We start from the raw sequence: 25,903 nt of genomic DNA, 5'->3' as shown, positions 1-25,903 counted from the left end.
CGAGCGGCGTCGCCACCGCCCGGTGAGCCTGGCCAACGCACTGGCGCAGTCTGGCAAGGTCAGGGGCGCGCTTACAACAGCTCGCGGGATGCGATTGTTTGCAAACTCGCCCATTTGCTCAACCCAGAACCGCACTCGCGGTGAGATCGAGGCACTTGCGGGCCTTGGTCACCAGTTCGTCGATCTCGTCCTTGCTGATCACCAGCGGCGGCGAAACAATCATAGTGTCGCCTACCGCACGCATGATCAGGCCATTGCGGAAGCAGTGCTCGCGGCACTGCATGCCCACGCCCAGATCGGTGAAACGCTCACGGGTCTTCTTGTTCTTGACCAGTTCCAGGGCGCCGACCATGCCGACCCCGCGCGCTTCGCCGACCAGGGGATGGTCAGCCAGCTCCTGCCAACGCTGCTGCAAATACGGTGCCGTTTCCGCCTTCACCTTCTCGACGATCTTCTCTTCGCGCAGGATGCGGATGTTCTCCAGCGCCACCGCGGCGGCGACCGGGTGACCGGAGTAGGTGAAGCCGTGGTAGAACTCGCCGCCCTGGTTGAGCACCTCGACCACCTCGTCACGGACGATCACGCCGCCCATGGGGATGTAGCCGGAGGTCAGGCCCTTGGCGATGGGCATCAGGTCCGGGGCGTTGCCGTAGTACTGGCTGCCGAACCACTCGCCGGTGCGGCCGAAGCCGCAGATGACTTCGTCGGCGATGAACAGGATGTCGTAGCGGGCGAGGATCTCGCGGATCTTCGGCCAGTAGGTTTCCGGCGGGACGATCACGCCGCCCGCGCCCTGGATGGGCTCGGCGATGAAGGCGGCGACGTTCTCCTCGCCGACTTCGAGGATCTTCTTCTCCAGCTGCTCGGCAGCCCAGACGCCGAACTCCTCGGGGGCCATGTCGCCACCCTCGCCGTACCAGTAGGGCTGGGCGATGTGGACGATGCCCGGGATCGGCAGGTCGCCCTGCTCGTGCAGCGCCTTCATGCCGCCGAGGCTGACGCCGGCGACGGTGGAGCCGTGGTAGCCGTTCCAGCGGCCGATGACCACTTTCTTCTTCGGCTGGCCCTTGGTCGCCCAGTAGTGGCGGACCATGCGCAGCACGGTGTCGTTGGCTTCGGAGCCGGAGCCGGTGAAGAACACGTGGTTCATGCCCTCGGGCGCCAGCTCGGAGATGGCCTTGGCCAGTTCGATGACGGGCGGGTGGGCGGTCTGGAAGAACAGGTTGTAGAAGGGCAGCTCGCGCATCTGGCGGGTGGCCGCCTGCACCAGTTCCTCGCGGCCGTAGCCGACGTTGACGCACCACAGGCCGGCCATGGCGTCGAGGATCTTGTTGCCCTCGCTGTCCCAGATGTAGACGCCGTCGGCTTTGGTGATGATCCGCGCGCCCTTGGCATTCAACGCCTGGTAGTCGGTGAACGGCGGCAGGTGGTGGTCGCGACTGAGTGCCTGCCACTCAAGGGTCTGGGGGTTGGTCACTTGGCTCTTCATTATCTACACCTCTATGCAAATCTGGGTTGGCGTGCCGCGCCACGAACGCGGCACGCCGTTTGGATCAGACGGAAAGCAGCAGGAACTCACGCTCCCAGGAGCTGATGACGCGCTTGAAGTTCTCGTGCTCGGCGCGTTTCACCGCGACGTAGGCACTGATGAACTTGGTGCTCAGGTACTTCTCCAGGGGCTTGCAGTTCTCCAGGCGCTCGAGGGCGTCCTCGAGGGTCAGCGGCAGGCGCAGGTTGCGGCGCTCGTAGCCACGGCCCTTGACCTGCGCGCTCGGCTTGATCTGCTCGACCATGCCGATGTAGCCGCACAGCAGGCTGGCGGCGATGGCCAGGTAGGGGTTGGCGTCGGCACCGGCCAGGCGGTTCTCCACGCGGCGGTTCTGCGGGGTGGCATCCGGGACGCGCAGGCCCACGGTGCGGTTCTCCTCGCCCCACTCCACGTTCACCGGCGCCGAGGTATCGGGCAGGAAACGGCGGAAGGAGTTCACATTCGGCGCGAACAGCGGCAGCAGCTCGGGGATGAACTTCTGCAGGCCGCCGATGTGGTGGAGGAACAACTCGCTCATGGAGCCATCTTCGTTGGAGAAGATGTTCTTGCCGGTCTTGATGTCCACCACGCTCTGGTGCAGGTGCATGGCACTGCCCGGCTGGTCGGTGATCGGCTTGGCCATGAAGGTGGCGGCGACGTTATGTTTCAGCGCGGCCTCGCGCATGGTGCGCTTGAACACGGTGATCTGGTCGGCCAGGGACAGGGCTTCGCCGTGACGGAAGTTGATTTCCATCTGCGCCGGGCCTTCCTCGTGGATGAGGGTGTCCAGGTCCAGGTCCTGCGCCTCGCACCAGTCGTACATGTCCTCGAACAGCGGGTCGAATTCGTTCGCCGCGTCGATGGAGAAGGACTGGCGGCCGGTCTCAGGGCGACCGGAGCGGCCGATCGGGGCCTGCAGCGGGTAGTCCGGGTCGTCGCTGCGCTTGGTCAGGTAGAACTCCATCTCCGGCGCGACGATCGGACGCCAGCCCTTGTCGGCGTAGAGCTTGAGCACTTTCTTGAGGATGTTGCGCGGCGACAGCTCGATGGGGTTGCCCATCTTGTCGAAGGTGTCGTGGATCACCATCGCGGTGGGTTCCAGCGCCCAGGGCACGAGGAACACGGCGTTCTCGTCCGGGCGGCAGACCATGTCGATGTCGGCAGGGTCGAGCAGCTCGTAATAAACGTCGTCCTCGACATAGTCGCCGGTGACGGTCTGCAGCAGCACGCTCTCGGGGAGGCGCATGCCCTTCTCGTCGAGGAACTTGTTGGTCGGCGAGATCTTGCCCCGGGCAATGCCTGTAAGGTCGCTGATCAAGCATTCAACTTCGGTGATTTTGCGTTCTTTCAACCAGCTTGTGAGCTGGTCCAACTTGGTAGTCATAAAGACCTCAGGGTGTGAGAGCTGCAACTGGTATAGCTGAGCTCAGCGTTGCCCCGCCCTCTTCCTGCAAGCCTCACCAAAGGCCTGGAAGATGGCGAGATAATCGGGGTTCGAACGAACCTGCCATTCGGGGTGCCACTGTACTCCGAGCGCGAAACTCGCAGCGCCGACGACCGAGCAGGATTCGACCAACCCGTCAGGCGCCAGCGCTTCTACGTGAAGGCCCGGCGCCAGACGTTCAACGCCCTGGCCATGAATGGAATTGACGAGGATCTCCGCCGGCAAGCCGATACCGGCGAGGATGCCACCCGGCTGCACATGCACGGGGTGGCGGGGTGCGTACTGCACCTCGAGCGGCTCGTCGGCCGGCTCGCGATGGTCCATGAGGCCTTCGACCTCGTGCACCTTCTGGTGCAGCGTGCCGCCGAAGGCCACATTCATCTCCTGGAAGCCGCGGCAGATGCCGAGCACGGGCACACCCGCGGCCACGGCGGCACGCATCAGCGAAAGCGTGGTGCCATCGCGCTGCGGATCGTGGAGGATGCCGGGCTCGCTGGCCGGGCCGGAATAATGATGGGGTTCGACGTTGGAAGGCGAACCGGTGAACAGCAGGCCGTCTAGACTGGCCAGAAGGGAAGTCGTCTCGATGAGCTCGCCGAGAGCGGGAATAATCAGAGGAACACCGCCGGCGCCAAGGGCCACCGCACGAAGATACTTGTCACCCGCTATATGGTAAGGATGCAGACCGATCTGCTTGGTACAAGCGGTTACGCCGATGAACGGCAGGCGAGACATGAGACACCCGTTTTATTGCTGTTATGGGTTGCGACCGAGCTTAGCGTTGTTCATTTTTTTACACAATAGGGCTGTAAAAAATCGAACACACCTCGCTGAGCGCCGCGTGCGCCATGGCCCCGAGAGGGGTCAGATACCCCTCAAACGCCCCAAAATTGGCCATATGGCCCTGTTTTAGGGCAAAATGGTGCGCTATTGACATCGTTAGGGGATTCCGATTGACTCTCACCCTAGCGAACGTGTGATTGATATTTTTAACAAGAAAGGTGTTGCATCATGTCGGTACCCCCGCGTGCCGTTCAGCTTCAAGAAGCGAACGAGTTCCTTAAGGAACATCCTGAGGTCCAGTTCGTCGACCTCCTGATCGCAGATATGAATGGAGTAGTCCGAGGCAAGCGAATCGAACGCGCCAGCCTCCACAAAGTTTACGAAAAAGGCATCAACCTCCCCGCTTCCTTATTCGCCCTCGATATCAACGGCTCCACCGTTGAAAGCACCGGCCTCGGCCTGGACATCGGCGACGCCGATCGTATCTGCTACCCGATCCCCGGCACCCTGTGCGACGAGCCCTGGCAGAAGCGCCCCACCGCGCAACTGCTGATGACCATGCACGAGATGGAAGGCGAGCCCTTCTTCGCCGACCCGCGTGAAGTGCTGCGCCAGGTCGTCGCGAAGTTCGACGACCTCGGCCTGACCATCTGCGCCGCGTTCGAGCTCGAGTTCTACCTGATCGACCAGGAGAACGTGAACGGCCGTCCGCAGCCGCCGCGCTCCCCGATCTCCGGCAAGCGTCCGCAGTCCACCCAGGTCTACCTGATCGACGATCTCGACGAGTACGCCGACTGCCTGCAGGACATCCTCGAAGGCGCCAAGGTCCAGGGCATCCCGGCCGACGCCATCGTCAAGGAAAGCGCCCCGGCCCAGTTCGAGGTCAACCTCCACCACGTGGCGGACCCGATCAAGGCCTGCGACTACGCCGTGCTGCTCAAGCGCCTGGTGAAGAACATCGCGTACGACCACGAGATGGACACCACCTTCATGGCCAAGCCCTACCCGGGCCAGGCCGGCAACGGTCTGCACGTCCATATCTCGCTGCTGGACAAGCATGGCAAGAACATCTTCGCCAGCGAGGATCCCGAGCAGAACGCCGCATTGCGCCATGCGCTCGGCGGTGTGCTCGAGACCCTGCCCGCCTCCATGGCCTTCCTCTGCCCGAACGTGAACTCCTACCGTCGCTTCGGTGCGCAGTTCTACGTGCCGAACGCACCGAGCTGGGGCCTGGACAACCGTACCGTCGCCCTGCGTGTGCCCACCGGCAGCGCGGATGCGGTGCGCATCGAACACCGCGTCGCCGGTGCCGATGCCAACCCGTACCTGATGATGGCGTCGATCCTGGCGGGCGTGCACCACGGCCTGACCAACCAGATCGAGCCCGGCGCCCCCATCGAAGGCAACTCGTACGAGCAGCTGGAGCAGAGCCTGCCGAACAACCTGCGTGATGCACTGCGCGAGCTGGACGACAGCGAGATCCTGGCCAAGTACATCAGCCCGGACTACATCGACATCTTCGTCGCGTGCAAGGAAAGCGAGCTGGAGGAGTTCGAACACTCCATCTCCGACCTCGAGTACAACTGGTACCTGCATACCGTGTAAGCGAGTCGAAAGACGCCGGCCCCAGGGCCGGCGTTTTTTTGCCTGCCATTTCCACCCGTCCCCTCATCCGCGACGCTGGAAGGGCGCCGTGGAACCGCGCAAAGGCCCGATCCAGAGAGGCCTAGTCGCTGACATGCATCAACCTGCTGAAACATACGCGCAGCAATAATGCTCCGCCAACCATCAGGGAGGACTCCATGCCCCGCTTCCTCGCACCGCTGCTCCTCGCGTTGTTGCCGACCCTGGCCAGCGCCGAAGACACCATCCGCGTCTACAACTGGAACGACTACATCGCCCCCCAGGTGCTCAAGGACTTCGAGCAGCAGACCGGCATCCGCGTGGACTACCACACCTTCGCCAGCGCCGAGGAACTGCAGAAGGCCATGGAGAGCGGCGAGGCCATCGACATCGTGGTGCCCTCCCACAACAACCTTCCCGAACTGATCAAGGCCGGCCGCCTGCAGCCCCTGGACTTCAGCCGCCTGCCCAACCGCAAGCACCTGGACAAGCAGTTGCTCAGCAAGCTCGCCGCCGTCGATCCCAACAACCAGCACGCCGTGCCCTACCTCTGGGGCGCCGTCGGCCTCGCGGTGAACACGCCCCAGGCCGAGAAGGCCTACGGTGGCCCGCTGCCCTCCAGCTGGAGCGTCCTCTTCGAGCCCGAGCAGAGCAAGCGCCTGGCCAGCTGCGGCATGAGCGTGCTCGACGCTCCGGACGAAGCCCTGTCGATCCTCATGACCTACCAGGGCCGCACCCTCGCCCGCACCGCGCCCAGCCGGCTCAAGCGCTCCGCCGAGCTGCTCGGCGGCCTGCGCCCGAACCTGCGCTACATCGACAGCGAGCGCTACATCGAAGACCTCAACAAGGGCCGGCTGTGCGTCGCCATGGCCTGGGTCGGCGACGCCCTCAGCGCCGCGGCCGCCGGCCAGCCGGTGCGTTTCGTGGTGCCCGACGAGGGCTCGGTGCTGTTCATCGACAACCTCGCCATCCCCAGCAGCGCCAACCGCGCCGACCTCGCCCACCGCTTCATCGACTTCATGATGCAGCCCAAGGTCGCCGCGCAGATCACCAGCGAAACCCTCTACCCCAACGGCAACGCCGACGCCCGCGAATTCCTCGCCGCCGACCTGCGCGACCAGCCGGGCCTCTACCCCGACAAGGAAACCAAGCGCCGCCTGTTCGCCCTGGAATCCCTGCCGGACAAGCTCGGCGCCACCCGCGACCAGGTCTGGGCCGAATTCCGCGACGGGCACTGAGCCCTCAGCGCAGGCAAGCGCGCAACCCGCCCTCCAGCGCCTGCCGCCCGGCGAACCCACGCCGGGCGATGAACACCAGGCGCATGCCATCGCCCACCGGCCCGCTCACCGGGCCGAACTGGCTGCGCCGTCCCACCTGCTGCAACCAGAGCGCCCCGCCGGCCGCCTCCAGGCGCACCCAGCCCTTGAGGCGGAACAGCGCATCCGGCAGGCCCGCCAGCCAGGCCCGCAGGCGCCCGGCATCGAAGACCCCCTCGCCTTCCCAGACCCAGGACTCGAACAGCTGCCCGTGGTCCGCCGTCGCCACCGGCTTCAGCACTCCGGGCACCCGGGATGGCGGCTCCGCATCCAGCCACAGCGAATCCGGCAGGTCGGCCTGCACCCCGACATGCAGCAGCGCACGCCCCGGCAACGCCTCGCGCAGGCGCGCCAGCTCGTCCGCGCCCACCAGGTCGCTCTTGTTCAGCAGCAGCACATCGGCCGCCGAAACCTGGGCGCGGGCCAGCCGTGCGTACTCGCCCTCCAGCGCCAGGTGGCGGGTGGCGTCCACCAGGGTGATCACCAGGTCCAGCCGCAACAGGCCACGCAGCTGTGGATAACCCAGGGTCTGCACGATGCGCTGCGGGTCGGAGACGCCGCTGCACTCGATGACGATGCGCTCCAGGCGCGGCGAGAGCTGCGCCAGGCTGGCCAGCTGCGCCAGCAGGTCTTCCTGCACCGTGCAGCAGATGCAGCCGTTCTGCAGGCTGTACACCGCGTCGGTGACCTCGGCCACCAGCGCCGCATCGATGTTCAGCGCGCCGAAATCGTTGACGATCACCGCCAGCCGGCTGTCCCCCGCGCGCCGGACCATGCGATTGAGCAAGGTGGTCTTGCCGGCCCCGAGGAAGCCCGCCACCACCGTGACCGCGATGCGCTCGTCCATGGCCTACCCCTGCGCCTCGATCACCGGTGGCTCGCCCTTCCAGACCGCCTCCAGGCCGAGCCCGGCCAGCGCGCCCTGGCGGTCGTAGACCAGCTGGCCCTCGACGAAGGTCAGCAACACCTGGGTGCGGTGGATGTAGTCACGCGCCGGCTGGGCGAACAGGTCGCGGTCGAGCACGATCAGGTCCGCCGCCTTGCCCACCTCCAGGCTGCCGGTAACGGCCTCCAGGCCCATGGCGATGGCGCCATTGCGCGTGGCCACGCGCAGCGCCTGCTCCAGGGTGATCGGCTCGCCGAAGCAGGCCGGGTCGTCGTTCCAAGGGTTCTGCCGGGTGACCATGGTCTCCAGCGCCAGCCAGGGGTCGATCGACGCCACCGGCCAGTCGGTGCCGAACACCGCCGTGCCGCCGGCCTCCAGCACGCCCTTGAAGTCGTAGATGCGCTTGAGCCGCTCCTGGCCGTAGCCCGAACGCGCGCCGCTGGCGAAAGGAGTCGGGTACCAGGCGGCCGGGGAGAACTCGGCGATCACCTGCAGCTCCTGGAAGCGCTTGAGGTTGCCCGGGTGCAGCAGCGTGCTGTGGGCGCACTGGTGGCGAACGCCGCTGAAGCCGTTGCGCCGCCGCGCCTCGGCCACCGCATCGAGGAACACGTCGGACGCGCCATCGCCGGTGCAGTGGGCGATCACGCGGATGCCCCGGCGGTCCATGTCCACCAGCATGTCGGTGATGTGTTCCGGGGTGAGGTTGAGCTTGCCGCGCCAGTCCGCCTCGTTAGGCCAGGGCGTGAGCAGGTAGGACGAACGCGGCTCCACCGTGCCGTCGAAGTGGAACTTCACCGCATTGGCGCTCAGGCGGGCGCTGCGGTAGTAGTGGCGCTCGCCGCTGAGCAGCTCCCAACGCCGGCGCACCGGGAAGATATCGTCCTGCCAGCTGATCGCCGCCTCGATGCGTACCGTCAGCTCACCGGCGTCGTCCAGCGCCTTCAGCGCCTGCAGGCGGTGCTCGCAGACGTGCACGTACTTGCTCGCCGTGACCCCGCGCGAACTCTGGAAGTGCACGCCGTCGCGGTAGGCGCGGCGCAGCACCGCCACCGGGGTCGGCGGCATGGCGGCGTGGATCATCGCGTAGGCGCCGTCGATCATCAGCCCGGTGGGCTCGCCGGTAAGCGGGTCGCGCTCCAGGTAGCCGTTGCGCGGGTCGGGGGTGTGTCGGTCGATGCCGGCCAGCTGCAGCGCCTTCGAGTTGACCATCATGGTGCCCCACATGCGATCGAGCAGGGCCACCGGGCGGTCCGGCATCACCGCATCGAGCCAGGCGCGGCCGGGCACCAGGCCCGCCTCGCGGAAGGTGTAGCGCACCCAGTACTGGCCGTGGATCCAGCCCTCGCCGGGGTGGGCATCGGCATAGGCGCGGATCGCCGCCTCCAGTTGCGCGGGCGTCGGGTCCTCGATGCCGACATCGAGGTCATCGCTGTAGCGCGGCGCCAGCGCCAGGTCCGGGTGGGTGTGCATGTCGTGCAGCCCGGGCATGCAGAAGGCCCCGCCCAGGTCATGCACGCGGGTGGCCGGGCCCCTGAAGGCCTGCACGGCGGCACGGTCGCCCACGGCCAGCAGGCGGCCTGCGCGGATCGCCACCGCCTCGGCCCAGGGCTGTGCCGGGTCCTGGGTGCAGATGCGGCCGTTGTCGAGGATCAGGTCGGCGAAATGGCCCGTGGCCGAATGGGTCGAGGAGAAATTGTCGGCGTCAGTCATGGCGGCACCTTGTGATTTTTCGGGCGTGGCCAGGCCCGGCGCGTGAATGCGCCGTCAGCCTGGATCGGTCAGGAGAGGCGGTGGGTCAGCGCGAGCGTTGCAGGCGCTCGATGAAGCCGGCGATGCGTCGGCAGGCTTCTTCCAGCTCGGCATCGGAGACGGTGAACGAGAGCCGCACGAAGCCCCGGCAGCTGGCGCCGAAGGCTTCGGCGTCGAGCACCGAGACCCCGGTCTCGCGGAACAGCTGCCAGGCGAAGTCCACCCCCGAAAGGCCGGTGCCGCGTACGTCCACCAGCATGAACATGCCGGCCTCCGGCACCTTGCAGCGCAGCAGCGGCACGTCGGCCAGCGCCCCGGCGACAAGGTCGCGGCGGCGACGATAGAGCTCACGCGCCGCGCCGACGATTTCTTCGTCCAGCTCCAGGGCCTTCAGCGCGGCCGCCTGGATGAAGCCCGGCAGGCCGTAGACCATGCACAGCATCAGGTTGTCGAGGTGACCGATCAGCGTCGGTGGCGCCACCACCCAGCCCACGCGCCAGCCGGTCATGGCGTGGCTCTTCGACAGGCTGTTGAGCACCACGGTGCGCCCGGCCATGCCTTCCAGGGTAGCGATGCTGCGGTGCGGTCGGTCGTAGGTGAGCTGGCCATAGACCTCGTCGGACAGCACCCAGAGGTCGTGACGGCGCGCGACCTCGGCGACCGCCTGCAGCTCCTCGTCGGTATAGACGTTGCCGGTGGGGTTGTTGGGCGTGGCCAGGGCGATGCCCCGGGTGCGCTCGGTGAGCACCGCCTCCAGCGCCTCGACGGTGAGGCGGAAATCCCCTTCCGCCGGCTGCGCGATGCTCACCAGGCGTGCGCCGGACGCCTGGATGCTGGCGGCATAGGTCAGGTACATCGGCTCCGGCACCAGCACCTCGTCGCCGCTCTCGAACAGGCACATGGCGGTGGCGTAGAGGCCGTTCTGCGCCCCGGCGACCACGGCGACGTTGTCCACCTCGACCGGGATACCCAGCAGCGTGCGCTGCTTGGCCGCGATCGCCTCGCGCAGCGGCGTGCGGCCGATCACTGCGGTGTAGTGGGTGTCGCCCTGGTCCAGAGCCTCGATGGCAGCGGCGCGGATCGGCTCGGCGGTCGCGAAGTCCGGGTCGCCGATGCTCAGGACGATGGCGTCCTCGCCACGCTCCTGGGCCGCGCAGGCCGCGTAGTGGATGTCCCAGGCGCTGACGGTCTCGCCGCTGATGCGCCCGACCAGGGATGAATACTTCATGCACGGCTCCTTGGGATCCGGTTCCATGGGTTCAGGCCTGGCGCTGCGGCGTACGGCCGATGCGCGCGAAGCCCTGTTCGATGAGGAAGGCCAGGACGATGTAGACCACCGCCACCACCAGCAGCGGCTCGTACACCTTCAGCGTCTGCGCACGCACCAGGTTCGCCGCGCCGAGCAGGTCGGTGACCGCCACGGTGGACGCCAGGGCGGTGGACTTGAGCAGCATCACGCTCTCGCCGGCCAGGGTCGGGCGCAGCATCTGCAACGCCCGCGGCATCCACACCCGCCGCAGCACCTGAGCGGGGCGCATGCCGTAGGCCCGCGCCGCCTCCAGCTCGCCACGGGGCACCGCGCGCAGGCCGCCGCGCAGCACCTCGCCGACATAGGCGCCGACGCTCAGGGTCAGGGCGAGGGCGACGTACCAGAAGCCCTCGCGCAGGTAGGGCCAGAGCAGGCTGTGGCGGATCAGCGGGAAGCTGGCGAAGACGCTGCCCACGCCGTAGTAGAGGATGTAGATCTGCACCAGCAGCGGCGTGCCCCGCAGCACGCTGGTGTAGAAGCGCGCAGTGCCCGACAGCAGCGGGTTGCGCGACAGGCGCGCCAAGGCCACCGAGACGGCCAGCAGGAAGCCGAAGCTGGCCGAGATCAGCAGCAGCTGCAGGGTCAGCAGCGCGCCGCGCGTCAGTTCGCTGGTGAAGCCATCCAGCCAGGTGAAATCCATGAGCTCTCCTAGGCGAGCCTCGGCATCCAGCGTTCGAAGCGTGCCTCGAAGCGCCGGAAGACCAGGCTGGAGACCAGCGTGATCAAGTAGTAGAAGGCCGCCACGGCCAGGTAGAACATCAGGTAGTGCCGGGTCGAGGCGGCCGCCTGGCGACCGGCGCCCAGCAGCTCGCTGTAGCCCACCACGCTGATCAGCGCGCTGTCCTTGACCAGCACCAGCCAGAGGTTGGACAGGCCGGCGACGACATGGGGCAGCATGCTCGGCACCAGCACCCGGCGCAGCACCAGGGCGGGCTTCATGCCGTAGGCCCGCGCGGCCTCGATCTGGCCCACGGGGATGGCCTCGATGGCGCCGCGGATGATCTCCGCCGAATAGGCGCCCTGGACGATGCCCAGCACCACGATGCCGGCGAGGAAGCCGTTGACCTCCACCGGCGGCTGGCCGGCGGCGGCCATCAGCAGGTTGAGCAGGTCGGAGCCCGCGTAGTACAGCAACAGGATCAGCAGCAGCTCGGGCACCGCGCGGTACAGCGTGGTGTAGCCGTTGGCGCAGATCACCAGCCAGCGTGGCCCCCAGAGCTTGACCAGGGCGACCAGCAGGCCCACGGAAAGGCCGAGCACGAAGGCCCCGATGGAGATGCCCAGGGTCTTGATCGCCCCCTGGGCCAGGGCCTGCAGCCAGCCGTCGGCGAACATCAGCCGGTGGAAATCGGTAGCGCTCATGAATGCACCTGCGAGGGAAATGGCCGATTGCACATCACTGCCGGGCCGAGATGTCGGCCTTGAAATAGTGCCCGCGGAGGGTGTCGTAGGTGCCGTCGTCACGCAGCGCCTGCAAGGCCAGGTTCAGGCGCTCGCGCAGGGCGTCGTTGCCCTTGCGCACCGCCGCGCCCACGCCTTCGCCGAACAGCGGGTCCTGCGGCGCCACGCCCTTGCCGGCGAGCATCGCGTTGTCCGGCAGCTCGAGCACCGGCTCCACCGCCAGCTGGTCGGCGAGCATGATGTCGATGCGACCGCTGCGCAGGTCGGCGAGGATGTCGTCCTGGGCGTTGTAGTAGCGCACGGTGGAGTCCTTGCCGAAGTACTTCTTGGCATAGGCGGAGTGGGTGGTCGAGCCCTGCACGCCGATGATCAGCCCCTTCAGGCCTTCGGGCGTGGGCTGCACGTCCAGGCTGCGGTCGGCGACCCAGAGGGCGGGCGTGAAGAAGTAGGGCTCGCTGAAATCCACCACCTCGCGGCGCTCGGGGGTGATCGACAGCGAGTTCAGCACCACGTCCACCTGCTGCGCCTTGAGCGCGGGGATCAGCCCGTCCCAGGCCATCTCGTTGAGCGGGCATTGCACCTGCATGCGCGTGCACAGGGCGGCGATCAGCTCCGGCTCGAAGCCGCTCCACTGGCCCTGGCCGCTCTTGAAGGAGAAGGGTGGGTAGGCTTCCTGGGCGATGCCGAAGACGATCTTCTCCTGGGCCACGGCGACACTGGCGACGCCGGCCAGCAGGGCGGCCTGGAGCAGGGCGATGAGGCTTCTTTTCATGGTGTGTCCCTCGTTGTGGTCGTTGTTGTCGGCAGGCTGCCGGGGGATTCAGCGGTTGTCCTGGGCCATCACGAACTGCCGGCAGCGCTCGCTGCGCGGGTCCAGCAGCACCTGGGAAGGCGGGCCCTGCTCCTCGATGCGGCCCTGGTGGAGGAACACCACCCGGCTGGACACATCGCGGGCGAAGGCCATCTCGTGGGTCACCAGGATCATGGTGCGGCCCTCTTCGGCGATGCCCCGGATCACCCGCAGCACATCGCCGACCAGCTCGGGGTCGAGCGCCGAGGTCGGTTCGTCGAAGAGCAGCACCTGCGGCCGCACCGCCAGCGCCCGGGCGATGGCCACGCGCTGCTGCTGGCCACCGGAGAGGAAGGCCGGGTAGGCGTGGCGCTTGTCCGCCAGGCCGACCCGCTCCAGCAACTGCTCGGCGTGGCCGATGGCGTCCTGGCGCTTCTCGCCGAGCACATGCACCGGCGCCTCGATGACGTTCTCCAGCACCGTGCGGTGCGGCCACAGGTTGAAGTTCTGGAACACCATGCTCAGGCGGGTGCGCAGGCGCTCCACCTGGCGCGGGTCGCCGATGCGGCCGTGGCCGGCGCGGTCACGCTTGAGCGCGACCTTCTCGCCATTGATGTGCAGGCTGCCGGCATCGGGGATCTCCAGCAGGTTGATGCACCGCAACAGCGTGCTCTTGCCCGAGCCGCTTGCACCGATCAGCGAAACCACGTCGCCCTCGCGGGCCTCCAGGGAAATCCCCTTGAGCACGTGGTGCTCGGCGTAGCTCTTGTGCAGCGCGTCGAGGGCGACCACGGGCGGCGTGGTCGGCGCCGCTGCGGGATGGGTCGTGTTCATCGGGTTTCTCCCCTGGCCGGCAGGAAGTCGGCGGCGTCGAGTTCGATCAGGTGCGGCTCGCGGGCCTCGGCCAGGCTGCCGAGCAATTCGCGCAGGGCTTCCAGGCTGCGCACCGCGTGGTGGCTGACGTGGCAGGCACGGGCCAGGGCCGCGAAGTCCGGGGCGAGGATATCCACGCCCAGGGGCGGCACCTCGCGGGCCACCATGTAGTCGCGGATCTCGCCGTAGCAGTGGTTGTTCCACAGCACCAGGATCACCCCGATCCCCGCCTCGCGGGCGGCGATCAGTTCGGCGCTGGAGAACTGCACGCCACCGTCGCCGGCCAGCGCCAGCACCGGCCGCGCGGGGAGCGCCAGCTTGGCGCCGATGGCGGCCGGCAGGGCATAGCCGAGGGTGCCGTAGCCGGTGCCGGCATTGAACCAGCTGCCGGGAAGCGGGGCGCGATAGCCGAGGGCGCCCTGGTACACCGGCTGGGTCGAGTCGCCGACCAGTACCGGCGCCGGCAGGGCGTCACGCAGGGTGTCGAGCAGCGCCTGCATCGCCCGTTGCCGGAGGCTCCAGAGCTCGCGTTCGGCGGCGTTCACCCGGCGCACGGCGGCCTGCGCCCAGCCGCCGTCACGCATGGCAGGGGGCAGGGCCGCGAGCAGGGCCCGCAAGCCGAGCCCGGCATCGCCCAGCAGGCCGACTTCGGCGCGCTGCACGCCGAGTATCTGCAGCGGGTCGATATCCAGGCGGATCACCGGCACCTCGAGCGACAGGGGGCCGAGGCCGAAGAAGTCGTAGTCGGTCTCGCCCAGTTCGGTGCCCACCGCCAGCACCACATCGGCCTCGGCGAACAGCGCGCGGCCATGGGCCGATGACTGCACGCCGTCGAGCAGCAGCGGGTGGTCCGGTTGCAACAGGCCACGGGCGTTGGTGGTCAGCGCCACCGGTGCCTGCAGGCGCTCGGCCAGCTCGCGCAGGGCGGCGGCGCCACCCCGGGCACCGCCACCGGCGAGGACCAGCGGCCGGCGCGCCCCGGCCAGCAGGGCCGCAGCCTCGGCCACCGCGGCCGGCGCCGGGGCGGCGGCCTGGGGCAGCGCACGGGGGCACAGGTCGAGGCCGTCGGCGGGCAGCTCCAAGACGTCCAGGGGAATCTCGATATGCACCGGGCGGGGCCGCGCGCAGCGGAACAGGGCGAAGGCGCGGGCCAGCACCTCCGGCAGCTCCTGGGGCCGTTGCAGCGTATGGCTGAAGGCGCAGACGCCGGCGACCATGGCGCGCTGGTCCGGCAGCTCATGCAGGTAGCCGTGGCCCAGGCGCTGGTGTTCGCGACGGCTGGTGGTGGAGATCACCAGCATGGGCACCGAATCGGCGTAGGCCTGGCCCATGGCGGTGAGGATGTTGGTCATGCCCGGGCCGGTGATGATGAAGCACACGCCCGGCTTGCCGCTGGCGCGGGCGTAGCCGTCGGCCATGAAGCCGGCCCCCTGCTCGTGGCGGGGGCTGAGATGACGCAGGCGGCTGCCGGCGAGGCCGCGATAGAGCTCGACGGTGTGCACGCCGGGGATGCCGAAGACGGTCTCCACGCCATAGCCTTCGAGCAGCTGGACGAGCGCCTGGGCGCAACTGGTCATGCGAGCACCTCTTGTTATTGGTATGGGCTCCCGGCGCGGGGCCGGAGGGCAGTCCGGGAAGGGCCCGGCGAATGACCCCATTATTGGTGAGTCGCGCGCTACAACAATCGAATTGTTTTTGCCGTATTGTTCAATCCGATTCACCATTCGACGCCCCAGGAGCCCCCATGCGCTACCCCTCGATGACCGCCATCCGCGCCCTGGACGCCATCGCCCGCCTGGGCAGCGTGTCGGCTGCGGCCCGGGAACTGAGCCTCACCCGCAGCGCCATCAGCCACCAGGTCAGCAGCCTGGAGCAGAGCCTCGGCTTCGCCCTCACCGAGCGCATCGGGCGCGGCATCGGCCTCACCTACCAGGGCGAGCGCTATGCGCGGGAAGTGCACAAGGTCCTCTCCACGCTGCAGGAGGCCGCCCTGGGCCTCGACGAGCAGCAGGTCTCGGGGCGGCTCTGCGTGAGCTGCAACCCCGGCTTCGCCACCTACTGGCTGTGCCACCACATCGGCGCCTTTCTCCGCCAGTTCCCCCAGGTGCAATTGCAGGTGATCTCGCCCCGCGCCCCGGACGACACCAGCAACGGCAACGCCGACCTGTTCATCGCCTACGGCATCGGCGACTGGCCGGACCAGTGGGTGGAGCAGATCGTCCCCTTGCGCTTCTTCCCGGTCTGCAGCCCGCGCCTGATCAACGCCCACGGCGGGCTCAAGAGCCCCCAGGAGCTGGGCGGCTTCCCCCTGCTGCACATGACCGACCACACCGACTGGCGCGTCTGGCTGGCGACCGCGGGCGCCTCCAACATCGACGCGGCCACCGGCATCGTCTTCTCCGACGCCCACTGCGCGCAGTCGGCGTGCATCGCCGCCCAGGGCATGGCCATCGGCGACAACCTGCTCAGCGGCGACGCCCTGGCGCGCGGCCTGCTGGTACGTCCCTTCGAGATCAGCATCGACTCCCACCGCGGCTACTACCTGGTAGCCGACCCGCTGCGAGCCGAGCGCCCGGCCGTGCGCGCCTTCAGCAACTGGGTGAAGCACCAGCTGCAGGCCAGCCTCCCGGGGCTCAACAAACGCAGCGAACCGCTGCTGGACCACCCACGCTGAGGCCCGCCCGGACGGGGCGGCTGGCAGGGATGCAGCGGGGCGGGATGGCCTGGGGGGATGACGCGGAGGCGGTTCAGGGCTGCCCGGCCGGAACGGCCGGGGAAGGGGCTACGCCGCCCGGGCAGGCGGGCGGTTCACCAGAGCACCGAGGACCAGAACACCTGCCCGATGATCTGGATGCCGGCCTGGGGACGTTCCTCGTCGGGGTACTCCTCGCGCTTGTAGCTGCGCAGGCGAATCTGGCCGGCCGGAAGGCGGTGCAGGACCTTGATCCTCAGCATGCCTTCGTCGACCAGGGCGTAGACCTTGCCATCCACCAGCTCGCAGCGCCCACGATCGATTCCGAGGACCGCGCCGTCGGGGAAGAGCGGTTCCATGCTGTCGCCGCTGACGATGACGCAGGCAACGTGTTCCGGTTCTATCTGACGCTGCTGCAAGGCATGCCGGCTGAAGCGAATACCGGAGTAGTCCAATTCCTCCAGCGCGGCGGGACGCTCTGAATCGCCCTCGGACTCGCGCAGCAGCGGAAGCTCGATTTCGTATTCATAGCGGGACGACTCAGGTTCTCCGATGGTCATAGGGGCCACGCCATCCGGGGCGTCTGCGGCCTGCTTGCCGTCGTCGGGCGCCATGGACGATTGCACGGCCTGCCCGCCGATGCTCAGCGGAGGCATGTGCAGCGCGCCGAGTATCTGGTTGATACGTGTCAGCCCGGGCTCGCGACGCCCGCCGAGCCAGTGCGCGACCGCGCCCTGGGTCACGTGCAGGCGTTCGGCCAATTGCTCCTGGGTGACGCCGAGATCTTTCATCCTGGCCTTGGCCAGCAGGTTCCATTTCTTCATGGGCGCGACATTACGCGCCGTATTGCCGGCGACCAGTGACCCAGTGTAATACACCCTCGAAGCACGAATTACCATGTGTATTATCCCTAAGCGGGTTGTTCCTCTGGCATCCGGCGACCGGACGCCACGGGTTTTCAACCTCCCTCCGCCCGCCGATGCGTGCCCGTGTTCCACTCGCGGCCCGCCAGCCGGCAGGACCAGGCGTCGGGAAGAACGCCGGTCGCCGGCACGGGCCCGTGGCCCCCAGGCATGGGCGCGCAGGGCGGAGGGAGGCTTTCAGTTACAGCGCCCGGATGGGCATGTGCCGCAAGGCACCCAATCGCGAAAGGAGATGCGACATGCAATTTCAACTCACCGTCCTGTGCCTCGGCATCCATCGCCACAGCCTCGAAGGCCACGACCAGTGCTACGCGGTCATCGCCCGGCAGCCGGCGACCGACGAGGAGCGCGACCAGCACCGTGGCTACCTGGTGCAGCAGGTGACCGCCGAGCCCCGCCTGTTCGAGCAGATGGCCTGGCTGGATACCCCTGCCGAGCTGAGCTTTCTCTGCACCATCAGCGCGGAGCCGGGGGGCCATTATCGACCGCATCTGCTCAGCCTCTGCCACTGAGCACCGCCGTGGCGTGCCGCCCGTCTCGGGCTGGTTTGACAGCCTCGGGCGCATTCACGGAAGCTGCGCGCTTCCGTGAATCCATGCACCACAGCGGACGTCTGCATGCCGAAACGCCCGAACGCACCCGATTCCCCCGCGCGTACGCCCAGCCGCCCCAGTTACGTCCTTCCCGTGCTCGCCGCCCTGTTGCTGCTGGTGGGCCTGGGTGGCTGGCTGTGGGTGCAGGGCGGCAAGCCGTACGTGCCGGCCCGGGCCACGGTGCCGGCGCTTGCGGAGCAGGGGCCGGCGCAGATGGTCGACGAACAGCAGTGCGGCACCTGCCATGCCCCCCAGGCCAGGGCCTGGAAAGGCTCCCACCACCAATTGGCGATGCAGGAGGCCACGCCACGCTCGGTGCAGGGCGACTTCGACGACGCCCGCTTCGACGGCGAAGGCGGGAGCACCCGCTTCTTCCGCAAGGACGGCGGCTACTGGGTGAACACCACGGGCCCCGACGGCCAGCCGGCGGATTTCAAGGTGGCCTATGCCTTCGGCGTCGCGCCGCTGCAGCAATACCTGCTGGAGTTTTCCGGCGGCCGCCTGCAGGCCCTGGACGTGGCCTGGGATACGCGCAAGAAGGCCTGGTTCCACCTCGCCCCCGGCCAGGGCGTCGATTTGCGCAACCCGCAGCACTGGAGCAAGCCGTCGCAGAACGCCAACTTCCAGTGCATCGATTGCCATACCACCGGCTACGTCCGTGGCTTCGACGACGGCACCGGCACCTACGCCAGCCAGTGGCATGCCCTGGGCGTCGGCTGCCAGGCCTGCCACGGCCCGGCCTCGCGCCACCTGGAATGGGCACGCTTCAAGGGCCTGCACTCCCAGGCCGGCTTCGCCCTCGACCTCACCCGTGCCAGCAACCGCCTGCAGGTGGAGACCTGCGCCCGCTGCCACGCCCGGCGCGTGCCGCTGAACGACGACCACGCCTTCGGCAAGCGGCTGATGGACAACTACCTGCCCAGCGCGCTGACCCGTGAACTCTATGAGCTGGACGGCACCTTCAAGGAGCAGGTCTACGAGTACGGCTCCTTCACCCAGAGCCGCATGTACGCCCGGGGCCTGAGCTGCAGCACCTGCCACGACCCACACGGCGGCGGCCTCAAGGTCCAGGGCAACGCCCTCTGCACCCAATGCCACAACCCCGCCGGCAAGAGCGCCGTGGCCGGCATCGACGACCGGGGCCTGAAGGCGCGCGACTACGAAGCCCCCGAGCACCTGCGCCACACCGCCGGGCAGCCCGGCTCGCAGTGCATCGACTGCCACATGCCGGGCAAGACGCTCATGGGTATCGACTACCGCCACGACCACGGCTTCAGCCTGCCCAACCCGGGCCGCGCGCTGAAGCTCGGCACGCCCGACGCCTGCCTCGGCTGCCACCAGGATGTCGCCGGCCAGGCGGTCGCCGAGCAGTTCGAGCACTGGTACGGCAAGGCCCGGGACACCGCGCCGCGCTACGACGAAAGCCTGGCCCTGGTGCGCAACGGCCGCCCCGGCGCCTCGCGCGCGCTGTTCCAGCAACTGGAGCGCGGCGATCTGCCGGCGATCCGCCGCGCCACCCTGCTCGCCGAGCTGCCCGGCTACCCCAGCGAGCGGGCCCTGAACCTGGCCGCCAACGACCTCAACCACGCCGCGCCCCAGGTGCGCGAGGCGGCGGTGCGCGCGGTCAATGCCCTGCTGCCGCCGGAGCAACGCCGCGACCTGCTGGGCCCGCTGCTCAACGACCCGGTGCTGGCCGTGCGCGCCATCGCCGCGCGCGGCCTGCTGGGCATGGGCACCACGGGCCTGGGCAATTACGAGAAGGCCTGGAACAAGGCCATCGGCGAGTACGAGGCCATCCAGCTGAACCTGGCCGAGCGCGCCGAGGCCAACCTCAACCTCGCGTCGCTCTACCAGGGCAACGGCCGCGCCGACCAGGTGGAGGGCCGCCTGCGCACGGCCGTCGAGCGCGACCCCGATTTCCTCCCCGCCCGCGTGGCGCTGGTGCAATGGCTCGACGCCAACTACCGCTGGGAGGAAGGCCAGCGGCTGCTGGCCGAGGCCTTGCGCGATCACCCGCAATCGGCGCTGCTGCACCACGCTCGCGGCCTGGCGCTGCTGCGCAAGGGGGAACGCCAGGACGCCATCGCCGCCTTCCGCGAGGCGGTGCGCCTGGAGCCCGGCAATGCCCAGTACGGCCACGCGCTGGCGACCGCGCTGCACGACGACGGCAAGCTGGAGGAAGCCTGCCAGCGCCTGGAGCAGGTGCTGGAGAACGCGCCGGCCAACCGCGAGGCGCGCCTGACGCTGATCGGCTACTGGCGCGAGGCGGGGCAGATCCAGAAGGTGCAGGCACTGCTCGCCGAGCTGGAGCAGCTCAATCCGGACGACCCGGCGCTCAAGCGCGAATAGCCGCGTCGCGGCCATGCCGACTGGCCAGCTGCCATGACCGATCGGCGGCTGCCAGGCGGCGTGACGGAACTCCCCGGGGGCGCCCGGAATCTCAATTGCAGGTTCCCCCCACAACAACCTGGAGTCATCCCATGCGTACCACAGTAGCTGCCGCTGTCATCGCCCTGGCCGCCATCCCTGCCGGCTCGGCCATGGCAGATACCTTCTGGCGCAACGTGATCTCTTCCGGCGCCACGACCGCCTCCACCTATGTGACCTTCAAGGACCACAAGCTGATCGTGGCCGCCCGCGAGGACGCCAGCAGCTTCGTCGCCAGCGACGGCGCCATCCGCGGCCCCTTCCTGGAAGCCGCCCTGAAGCAGGTCCGTGCCGACAACCCCGGCATCCAGGCCAGCGACGAGGAACTGGCCACCGCCATCCTCGCCAGCGAATAAGGGAAACCCGCAGGCGCGGGCGCTTGCAGCGCGGCATGGAATGCACCAAGGGCCCTCAGCACGGCTGAGGGCCCTTTTCTTTGCCCCGACGCCGCGCGCCGAAGCGTTACCCGGCGCGCACCCTGCGCATCCGGTGGTTGCGGGCGGCGCTTGGCTCAGGCAAAAAGCAACGGGCCGGCGTCACGGCGCAACGGCCCCTCCACTCCCTTCCCACAAGGACGTACCCCATGGGCAACCCCGTTCCCACGCTGAAGATCGTGCTGATCCTGATGATCGTGATCGACCTGTTCTGGTTCGGCGAGCGCGTGCTCTCGATGCTCGACTTCAGCCTCTTCGATTTCATGCCGAGCACGCTGATCAACCTCGTCGGCCTGGCCAGCAGCCTGCTGCTGATCGTCTTCAACGTGTTGCTGATCGGCCTGCTCGGACGCCTGCAACTGAAGGCCGAGTGACCCCGGCCACGTAGCGGCTGCCGGGCATATCCAAGAACGTCGGCGAGGCCGTCGGTGCAAGACAGAGACAGGGGAAAAGCGCAGTTCACGCCGTGTGGATGAGCACTTGGGGCCTGTTTTCAACGCAGCGATGGCAACGCAGGCAGTTTTTTAAGAGGCCCTACTCGCGGTAGTCCTCCAGGGGTACGCAGGCGCAGAACAGGTTGCGGTCGCCATAGACGTTGTCGACGCGGTTCACCGTCGGCCAGTACTTGTGCGCCCGGGTGTGCGCGGTGGGCGTGACGGCCTGCTCGATGCTGTAGGGCCGCTCCCAGATGCCCACCACGTCGGCCAGGGTGTGCGGCGCGCGCTTGAGCGGGTTGTCCTCGGCCGGCCACTCGCCGGCCTGCACCTTGGCGATCTCCGCGCGGATGCCGAGCATGGCCTCGATGAAGCGGTCCAGCTCATGCTTGGACTCGCTCTCGGTGGGCTCGACCATCAGGGTGCCGGGCACCGGGAATGACATGGTCGGCGCGTGGAAGCCGTAGTCCATCAGGCGCTTGGCCACGTCCTCCTCGCTGATCCCGGTCTCGGCCTTGAGCGGGCGCAGGTCGAGGATGCACTCGTGGGCCACCCGCTCGTTGCGCCCGGTGTAGAGCACCGGGTAGGCCTCGCCGAGGCGCTTGGCCAGGTAGTTGGCGTTGAGGATGGCCAGCTCCGTCGCATCCGCCAGTTGCGGGCCCATCATGGCGATGTACATCCAACTGATCGGCAGGATGCTGGCGCTGCCCCAGGGCGCCGCGCTCACCGCCCCGTTCTCCGGGTTCGGCCCCTTGAGTTCGATCACCGGGTGGTTGGCGACGAAGGGCGCCAGGTGCGCGCGCACGCCGATCGGCCCCATGCCCGGGCCACCGCCGCCGTGGGGGATGCAGAAGGTCTTGTGCAGGTTCATGTGCGAGACGTCGGCGCCGATGTCGGCCGGGCGCGCCAGGCCGACCTGGGCGTTGAGGTTGGCGCCATCCATGTAGACCTGCCCGCCCTGGGCGTGGATGACCTCGCAGATCTCGCGGATGCCTTCCTCGTACACGCCGTGGGTCGAGGGGTAGGTGGCCATCAGGCAGGACAGCTGCGCGCCCGCCTCGGCCGCCTTGGCCTTGAGGTCGTCGAGGTCGACGTTGCCGGCCTTGTCGCACTCGACGATCACCACGCGCATGCTCGCCATCTGCGCCGAGGCCGGGTTGGTGCCGTGGGCCGAGGCGGGGATCAGGCAGATGGTGCGATGCGCCTCGCCCCGGCTCTCGTGGTACTTGCGGATCGCCAGCAGCCCGGCGTACTCGCCCTGGGCCCCGGAGTTGGGCTGCATGCAGATGGCGTCGAAGCCGGTGATCGCCCGCAGCCATTCCTCCAGCTCGGCGATCATCGCCTGGTAGCCCTGGGCCTGCTCCAGCGGCGCGAAGGGGTGGATGGCGGCGAACTCCGGCCAGGTGATGGGGATCATCTCGCTGGTGGCGTTGAGCTTCATGGTGCAGGAGCCCAGGGGGATCATCGACTGGTTGAGCGCCAGGTCCTTGTTCTCCAGCTGCTTGAGGTAACGCAGCATCTCGGTCTCGCTGTGGTGGGTGTTGAACACCGGGTGTTCGAGGTAGGCGGACTCGCGCGCCAGGGTGGCGGGAATGCCCGGCACCAGCACGCCGGCGTCCAGCTCGTCCACCGAGAGGCCGTGGTCGGCGCCGAGGAAGATGCTCCACAACTGCTCGACGGTGGCCGCGCTGCTGGTCTCGTCCAGGCTCAAGCCGAGCCGGCCGCGCCCGAGGATGCGCAGGTTGATGCGGGCGGCCTTCGCCGATTCGATGATCGCCGTCTGGCTGCCGCCCACCTCCAGGGTGAGGGTGTCGAAGTAGTGCTGGTTGACCCGCTGCATGTCCTTGCGTGCCAGCCCCTCGGCGAGGATGGCGGTGAGCCGGTGCACGCGCTGGGCGATGCGCTTGAGGCCCTGGGGGCCATGGTAGACGGCGTAGAAGCCGGCGATGTTGGCCAGCAGCACCTGGGCGGTGCAGATGTTGGAGTTGGCCTTCTCGCGGCGGATGTGCTGTTCGCGGGTCTGCAGGGCCATGCGCAGGGCGAGGTTGCCCCGGGCGTCCTTGGAGACGCCGATGATGCGCCCGGGCATGGCGCGCTTGAATTCGTCGCGGGTGGCGAAGAAGGCGGCATGGGGGCCGCCGTAGCCCATGGGCACGCCGAAGCGCTGGGCCGAGCCGAACACCACGTCGGCGCCCAGCTCGCCGGGCGGGGTCAGCAGCAGCAGGCCGAGCAGGTCGGCGGCGACGCAGGCCAGCGCCTGCTGGCCGTGCAGGTGGTCGATCAGGGGACGCAGGTCGCGGATCTCGCCGTGGGTGTCCGGGTATTGCAGCAAGGCGCCGAACACCTGATGCGAAGGCAGGTTCTCCACCGCGTCCACCACCAGCTCGAAGCCGAAGGCCTCGGCGCGGGTGCGCACCACGGAGAGGGTCTGCGGGTGGCAGTTCTGGTCGGCGAAGAACAGGTTGCTCCTGGCCTTGGCCACGCGCCTGGCCAGGGCCATGGCCTCGGCGGCGGCGGTGGCTTCGTCCAGCAGCGAGGCGCTGGCCAGCTCCAGGCCGGTGAGGTCGATGGTCATCTGCTGGAAATTCAGCAGCGCCTCCAGGCGGCCCTGGGCGATCTCCGGCTGGTAGGGGGTGTAGGCCGTGTACCAGCCGGGGTTCTCCAGCACGTTGCGCAGGATCACCGCCGGGGTCAGGGTGCCGTGGTAGCCCATGCCGATCAGGCTGGTCCACACCTCGTTGCGCTGCGCATGGGCGCGCAGCTTCGCCAGGGCGCCTTCCTCGTCGAGGGCGGGCGGCAGGTCCAGCGGGCGGTTGAGGCGGATCGCCGGCGGCACCGTCTGCACCACCAGTTCGTCGCGGTCGGCGAGGCCCAGGGTCTCGAGCATGGCCTGCTGCTCGGCCGGGTCCGGGCCCAGGTGGCGGCGGAGGAACGCATCGGGCTGTTGCAGCTGGGACAGCGGTGGGAAGTGCGACATGGGATCGGCCTCTGGAAATGGCCCAATAAGCTTAGGCAAGCATTTCCAGGATGGCCGGCCGGCTGGTCGGGGAGACCCGCCGGGCGGGACGCCGGCGGCCGCCCCAGGGAGGAGCGGCGCGCCGGGTGGGGTCAGGCGTCGGAGTCGGCGGAGGCCTTGTAGGCGGCGGCGTCCAGCAGCTTGTCCAGCTCGGCGGTGTTGGCCGGCTTGAGCTTGAAGAACCAGGCGCCGTAGGGGTCGCTGTTGACGTCCTCGGGGGACTCGGTCAGTTGCTCGTTGATGGCGATCACCTCGCCGGAAACCGGCGAGTAGATGTCCGAGGCGGCCTTCACCGACTCGACCACTCCGGCTTCCTGGCCGGCGGCCAGGGTCTTGCCGACTTCCGGCAGCTCGACGAAGACCACGTCGCCCAAGGCTTCCTGGGCATGGTCGGAAATGCCCACGGTAACGCTGCCATCGGCTTCCAGGCGGGCCCACTCGTGGCTGGGGGCATAACGCAGATCGGCGGGGATGTTGCTCATTGTTCAGGCTCCTAAAGGACGGCGGCGGTCGGCCCGCCAGGAAAATTTAGATCAAGGCTTTGCCATTGCGAACAAAGTTCGGCTGGACGACACGAACCGGGTACCACTTGCCACGGATTTCCACTTCGGCGCGATCGCAGGTCCCCGCCGGCAGGCGGGCCAGGGCGATGGACTTGCCGAGGGTGGGCGAGAAGCTGCCGCTGGTGATCTCACCCTCGCCCACGCCCTCCACCCGCACCACCTGGTGGGCGCGCAGCACGCCGCGCTCCTCCAGCACCAGGCCCACCAGCTTCGGCTGCTCGCCGGCGGCGCGCTGGGCTTCCAGCGCGGCACGGCCGATGAAGTCGCGGCCGGCGGGTTCCCAGGCGATGGTCCAGGCCAGGTTCGAGGCCAGGGGCGAGTTGTCCTCGTCCATGTCCTGGCCATAGAGGTTCAGGCCCGCCTCCAGGCGCAGGGTGTCACGGGCCCCGAGGCCGATGGGCGCGATACCGGCGCCCACCAGTTCGTTGAGAAAGCCCGCTGCCTGGTCGCGCGGGAGCATGATTTCAAGGCCGTCCTCACCGGTATAGCCGGTGCGGGCGATGAACCAGTCGCCTTCGGGCAGGCCCTGGAAGGGCCTGAGTTCATGGATCAGCGAGGCGCGGGCACTGCTCACCAGCTCGGCGGTACGGTGGCGGGAGGCGGGGCCCTGGATGGCGAGCAGGGCCAGGTCGCTGCGCTCCTCGAGGCGTACCGCGAAGCCCTCGGCCTGCTTGTGCATCCAGGCCAGGTCCTTGTCGCGGGTGGCGGCGTTGACCACCAGGCGGTAGCCGTCGTGGGTGAGGTAGACGATGAGGTCGTCGATGACACCGCCACGCTCGTTGAGCATCGCGCTGTAGAGCGCCTTGCCGGGGGTCCCGAGGCGGTCGACGTCATTGGCCAGCAGGCGCTGGAGGTAGGCCGCGGCCTGGCTGCCGGACACGTCGACCACGGTCATGTGGGAGACATCGAAGACGCCACAATCGGTGCGCACCTGGTGGTGCTCATCGACTTGCGAGCCGTAGTGCAGCGGCATGTCCCAGCCGCCGAAATCGACCATCTTGGCCCCCAACGCCAGGTGCAGATCGTAGAGGGGGGTACGCTGTCCCATGGGTTTCTCCTTCCGGGCTTGGCGAAGATGCGGACGGGTGCGGAGCCCTTGCCGGGCCTGGCTTTGGGTGG

The 25,903-nt window shown here is 68.3% G+C and carries 22 protein-coding genes; 7 read left to right on the top strand and 15 right to left on the bottom strand.

Translation table 11 applies throughout. The annotated features are described in order from the left end of the window. Positions 1–118: 118 nt before the first annotated feature. From HSX14_RS02090 to HSX14_RS02080, 3 genes are all read right to left on the bottom strand, one after another. A complete protein-coding gene (locus HSX14_RS02090; protein ID WP_173176597.1) occupies positions 119–1,489 on the bottom strand; it encodes an aspartate aminotransferase family protein in 1,371 nt (456 codons plus the stop codon). Between the two features lie 64 nt (positions 1,490–1,553). Beyond that, entirely contained in the window at positions 1,554–2,912 is a 1,359-nt protein-coding gene (locus HSX14_RS02085; protein WP_111263694.1) for a glutamine synthetase family protein, read from the bottom strand. A 42-nt stretch (positions 2,913–2,954) separates the two neighbouring features. Beyond that, positions 2,955–3,707 (bottom strand): gamma-glutamyl-gamma-aminobutyrate hydrolase family protein, encoded by a 753-nt coding sequence (locus HSX14_RS02080; protein ID WP_173176599.1) that lies wholly within the window; start codon positions 3,705–3,707, stop codon positions 2,955–2,957. Positions 3,708–3,983: 276 nt separating this feature from the next. Between HSX14_RS02080 and HSX14_RS02075 the strand changes: the two genes are divergently transcribed. Continuing rightward, positions 3,984–5,360, top strand: a complete 1,377-nt coding sequence (locus HSX14_RS02075; protein WP_111263696.1) for a glutamine synthetase family protein — start codon at positions 3,984–3,986, stop codon at positions 5,358–5,360. A gap of 197 nt (positions 5,361–5,557) precedes the next feature. Beyond that, positions 5,558–6,616 (top strand): polyamine ABC transporter substrate-binding protein, encoded by a 1,059-nt coding sequence (locus HSX14_RS02070; RefSeq protein WP_173176601.1) that lies wholly within the window; start codon positions 5,558–5,560, stop codon positions 6,614–6,616. Between the two features lie 4 nt (positions 6,617–6,620). Here HSX14_RS02070 and HSX14_RS02065 read toward each other — a convergent pair whose 3' ends face one another. The 8 genes from HSX14_RS02065 to HSX14_RS02030 all read right to left on the bottom strand — a co-directional run bounded on the left by HSX14_RS02065 (position 6,621) and on the right by HSX14_RS02030 (position 15,279). After that, complete coding sequence (locus HSX14_RS02065) at positions 6,621–7,541, bottom strand: CobW family GTP-binding protein (RefSeq protein WP_173176603.1); 921 nt, start codon at positions 7,539–7,541, stop codon at positions 6,621–6,623. 3 nt (positions 7,542–7,544) lie between these two features. Continuing rightward, positions 7,545–9,290 carry an amidohydrolase gene (locus HSX14_RS02060; RefSeq protein ID WP_173176605.1) on the bottom strand — a complete coding sequence of 582 codons (1,746 nt, stop codon included), beginning with the start codon at positions 9,288–9,290 and terminating at the stop codon, positions 7,545–7,547. A gap of 85 nt (positions 9,291–9,375) precedes the next feature. Beyond that, on the bottom strand, positions 9,376–10,557 hold the full coding sequence (locus HSX14_RS02055) for a pyridoxal phosphate-dependent aminotransferase (RefSeq protein WP_173176607.1): 1,182 nt from the start codon (positions 10,555–10,557) through the stop codon (positions 9,376–9,378). 31 nt (positions 10,558–10,588) lie between these two features. Continuing rightward, complete coding sequence (locus HSX14_RS02050) at positions 10,589–11,278, bottom strand: ABC transporter permease (protein ID WP_173176609.1); 690 nt, start codon at positions 11,276–11,278, stop codon at positions 10,589–10,591. An 8-nt stretch (positions 11,279–11,286) separates the two neighbouring features. Further along, positions 11,287–12,000, bottom strand: a complete 714-nt coding sequence (locus HSX14_RS02045; RefSeq protein ID WP_173176611.1) for an ABC transporter permease — start codon at positions 11,998–12,000, stop codon at positions 11,287–11,289. A gap of 34 nt (positions 12,001–12,034) precedes the next feature. Then, positions 12,035–12,811 (bottom strand): transporter substrate-binding domain-containing protein, encoded by a 777-nt coding sequence (locus tag HSX14_RS02040; protein ID WP_173176613.1) that lies wholly within the window; start codon positions 12,809–12,811, stop codon positions 12,035–12,037. 48 nt (positions 12,812–12,859) lie between these two features. Further along, a complete protein-coding gene (locus HSX14_RS02035) occupies positions 12,860–13,663 on the bottom strand; it encodes an ABC transporter ATP-binding protein (protein ID WP_173176622.1) in 804 nt (267 codons plus the stop codon). Continuing rightward, positions 13,660–15,279: a 5-guanidino-2-oxopentanoate decarboxylase gene (locus HSX14_RS02030; protein WP_173176624.1), complete on the bottom strand. Its 1,620-nt coding sequence runs from the start codon at positions 15,277–15,279 to the stop codon at positions 13,660–13,662. Before HSX14_RS02030 ends, HSX14_RS02035 begins: the two co-directional genes overlap by 4 nt. Before the next feature lie 167 nt (positions 15,280–15,446). On the opposite strand from HSX14_RS02030, the gene HSX14_RS02025 reads away from it, so the two are divergent. Then, complete coding sequence (locus HSX14_RS02025; protein ID WP_173176626.1) at positions 15,447–16,376, top strand: LysR substrate-binding domain-containing protein; 930 nt, start codon at positions 15,447–15,449, stop codon at positions 16,374–16,376. 134 nt (positions 16,377–16,510) lie between these two features. Here HSX14_RS02025 and HSX14_RS02020 read toward each other — a convergent pair whose 3' ends face one another. Then, on the bottom strand, positions 16,511–17,293 hold the full coding sequence (locus HSX14_RS02020; RefSeq protein ID WP_173176628.1) for an XRE family transcriptional regulator: 783 nt from the start codon (positions 17,291–17,293) through the stop codon (positions 16,511–16,513). A 263-nt stretch (positions 17,294–17,556) separates the two neighbouring features. On the opposite strand from HSX14_RS02020, the gene HSX14_RS02015 reads away from it, so the two are divergent. The 4 genes from HSX14_RS02015 to HSX14_RS02000 all read left to right on the top strand — a co-directional run bounded on the left by HSX14_RS02015 (position 17,557) and on the right by HSX14_RS02000 (position 21,145). Continuing rightward, on the top strand, positions 17,557–17,829 hold the full coding sequence (locus tag HSX14_RS02015) for a hypothetical protein (protein WP_173176630.1): 273 nt from the start codon (positions 17,557–17,559) through the stop codon (positions 17,827–17,829). 105 nt (positions 17,830–17,934) lie between these two features. Beyond that, complete coding sequence (locus HSX14_RS02010; RefSeq protein ID WP_173176632.1) at positions 17,935–20,259, top strand: multiheme c-type cytochrome; 2,325 nt, start codon at positions 17,935–17,937, stop codon at positions 20,257–20,259. 131 nt (positions 20,260–20,390) lie between these two features. Next, positions 20,391–20,693 (top strand): DUF2388 domain-containing protein, encoded by a 303-nt coding sequence (locus tag HSX14_RS02005; protein ID WP_173176634.1) that lies wholly within the window; start codon positions 20,391–20,393, stop codon positions 20,691–20,693. 227 nt (positions 20,694–20,920) lie between these two features. Then, entirely contained in the window at positions 20,921–21,145 is a 225-nt protein-coding gene (locus HSX14_RS02000) for a hypothetical protein (protein ID WP_111261111.1), read from the top strand. A gap of 160 nt (positions 21,146–21,305) precedes the next feature. On the opposite strand, the gene gcvP is transcribed toward HSX14_RS02000, so the two are convergent. The 3 genes from gcvP to gcvT all read right to left on the bottom strand — a co-directional run bounded on the left by gcvP (position 21,306) and on the right by gcvT (position 25,832). Further along, the gene (gcvP, locus tag HSX14_RS01995) at positions 21,306–24,182 is read right to left on the bottom strand and encodes an aminomethyl-transferring glycine dehydrogenase (protein WP_173176636.1); all 2,877 of its coding nucleotides are present in this window, start codon (positions 24,180–24,182) and stop codon (positions 21,306–21,308) included. 131 nt (positions 24,183–24,313) lie between these two features. Next, positions 24,314–24,703, bottom strand: a complete 390-nt coding sequence (gene gcvH, locus HSX14_RS01990; protein ID WP_111261113.1) for a glycine cleavage system protein GcvH — start codon at positions 24,701–24,703, stop codon at positions 24,314–24,316. A 46-nt stretch (positions 24,704–24,749) separates the two neighbouring features. Further along, positions 24,750–25,832 carry a glycine cleavage system aminomethyltransferase GcvT gene (gene gcvT, locus HSX14_RS01985; RefSeq protein WP_111261114.1) on the bottom strand — a complete coding sequence of 361 codons (1,083 nt, stop codon included), beginning with the start codon at positions 25,830–25,832 and terminating at the stop codon, positions 24,750–24,752. Positions 25,833–25,903: the final 71 nt, after the last annotated feature.

It is taken from the genome of Pseudomonas tohonis (genome assembly GCF_012767755.2).
Taxonomy (GTDB): Bacteria; Pseudomonadota; Gammaproteobacteria; order Pseudomonadales; family Pseudomonadaceae; genus Metapseudomonas; species Metapseudomonas tohonis.
The sequence above is the reverse complement of the archived record's forward strand: the minus strand, read 5'-3'. Positions and strand labels throughout refer to the sequence as shown.

Excerpts from the sequence above, each read along its gene's own strand:
- HSX14_RS02090 (WP_173176597.1), bottom strand. The coding sequence starts at position 1,489 with ATGAAGAGCCAAGTGACCAACCCCCAGACCCTTGAGTGGCAGGCACTC.
- HSX14_RS02085 (WP_111263694.1), bottom strand. The coding sequence starts at position 2,912 with ATGACTACCAAGTTGGACCAGCTCACAAGCTGGTTGAAAGAACGCAAA.
- HSX14_RS02080 (WP_173176599.1), bottom strand. The coding sequence starts at position 3,707 with ATGTCTCGCCTGCCGTTCATCGGCGTAACCGCTTGTACCAAGCAGATC.
- HSX14_RS02075 (WP_111263696.1), top strand. The coding sequence starts at position 3,984 with ATGTCGGTACCCCCGCGTGCCGTTCAGCTTCAAGAAGCGAACGAGTTC.
- HSX14_RS02070 (WP_173176601.1), top strand. The coding sequence starts at position 5,558 with ATGCCCCGCTTCCTCGCACCGCTGCTCCTCGCGTTGTTGCCGACCCTG.
- HSX14_RS02065 (WP_173176603.1), bottom strand. The coding sequence starts at position 7,541 with ATGGACGAGCGCATCGCGGTCACGGTGGTGGCGGGCTTCCTCGGGGCC.
- HSX14_RS02060 (WP_173176605.1), bottom strand. The coding sequence starts at position 9,290 with ATGACTGACGCCGACAATTTCTCCTCGACCCATTCGGCCACGGGCCAT.
- HSX14_RS02055 (WP_173176607.1), bottom strand. The coding sequence starts at position 10,557 with ATGAAGTATTCATCCCTGGTCGGGCGCATCAGCGGCGAGACCGTCAGC.
- HSX14_RS02050 (WP_173176609.1), bottom strand. The coding sequence starts at position 11,278 with ATGGATTTCACCTGGCTGGATGGCTTCACCAGCGAACTGACGCGCGGC.
- HSX14_RS02045 (WP_173176611.1), bottom strand. The coding sequence starts at position 12,000 with ATGAGCGCTACCGATTTCCACCGGCTGATGTTCGCCGACGGCTGGCTG.
- HSX14_RS02040 (WP_173176613.1), bottom strand. The coding sequence starts at position 12,811 with ATGAAAAGAAGCCTCATCGCCCTGCTCCAGGCCGCCCTGCTGGCCGGC.
- HSX14_RS02035 (WP_173176622.1), bottom strand. The coding sequence starts at position 13,663 with ATGAACACGACCCATCCCGCAGCGGCGCCGACCACGCCGCCCGTGGTC.
- HSX14_RS02030 (WP_173176624.1), bottom strand. The coding sequence starts at position 15,279 with ATGACCAGTTGCGCCCAGGCGCTCGTCCAGCTGCTCGAAGGCTATGGC.
- HSX14_RS02025 (WP_173176626.1), top strand. The coding sequence starts at position 15,447 with ATGCGCTACCCCTCGATGACCGCCATCCGCGCCCTGGACGCCATCGCC.
- HSX14_RS02020 (WP_173176628.1), bottom strand. The coding sequence starts at position 17,293 with ATGGTAATTCGTGCTTCGAGGGTGTATTACACTGGGTCACTGGTCGCC.
- HSX14_RS02015 (WP_173176630.1), top strand. The coding sequence starts at position 17,557 with ATGCAATTTCAACTCACCGTCCTGTGCCTCGGCATCCATCGCCACAGC.
- HSX14_RS02010 (WP_173176632.1), top strand. The coding sequence starts at position 17,935 with ATGCCGAAACGCCCGAACGCACCCGATTCCCCCGCGCGTACGCCCAGC.
- HSX14_RS02005 (WP_173176634.1), top strand. The coding sequence starts at position 20,391 with ATGCGTACCACAGTAGCTGCCGCTGTCATCGCCCTGGCCGCCATCCCT.
- HSX14_RS02000 (WP_111261111.1), top strand. The coding sequence starts at position 20,921 with ATGGGCAACCCCGTTCCCACGCTGAAGATCGTGCTGATCCTGATGATC.
- gcvP (WP_173176636.1), bottom strand. The coding sequence starts at position 24,182 with ATGTCGCACTTCCCACCGCTGTCCCAGCTGCAACAGCCCGATGCGTTC.
- gcvH (WP_111261113.1), bottom strand. The coding sequence starts at position 24,703 with ATGAGCAACATCCCCGCCGATCTGCGTTATGCCCCCAGCCACGAGTGG.
- gcvT (WP_111261114.1), bottom strand. The coding sequence starts at position 25,832 with ATGGGACAGCGTACCCCCCTCTACGATCTGCACCTGGCGTTGGGGGCC.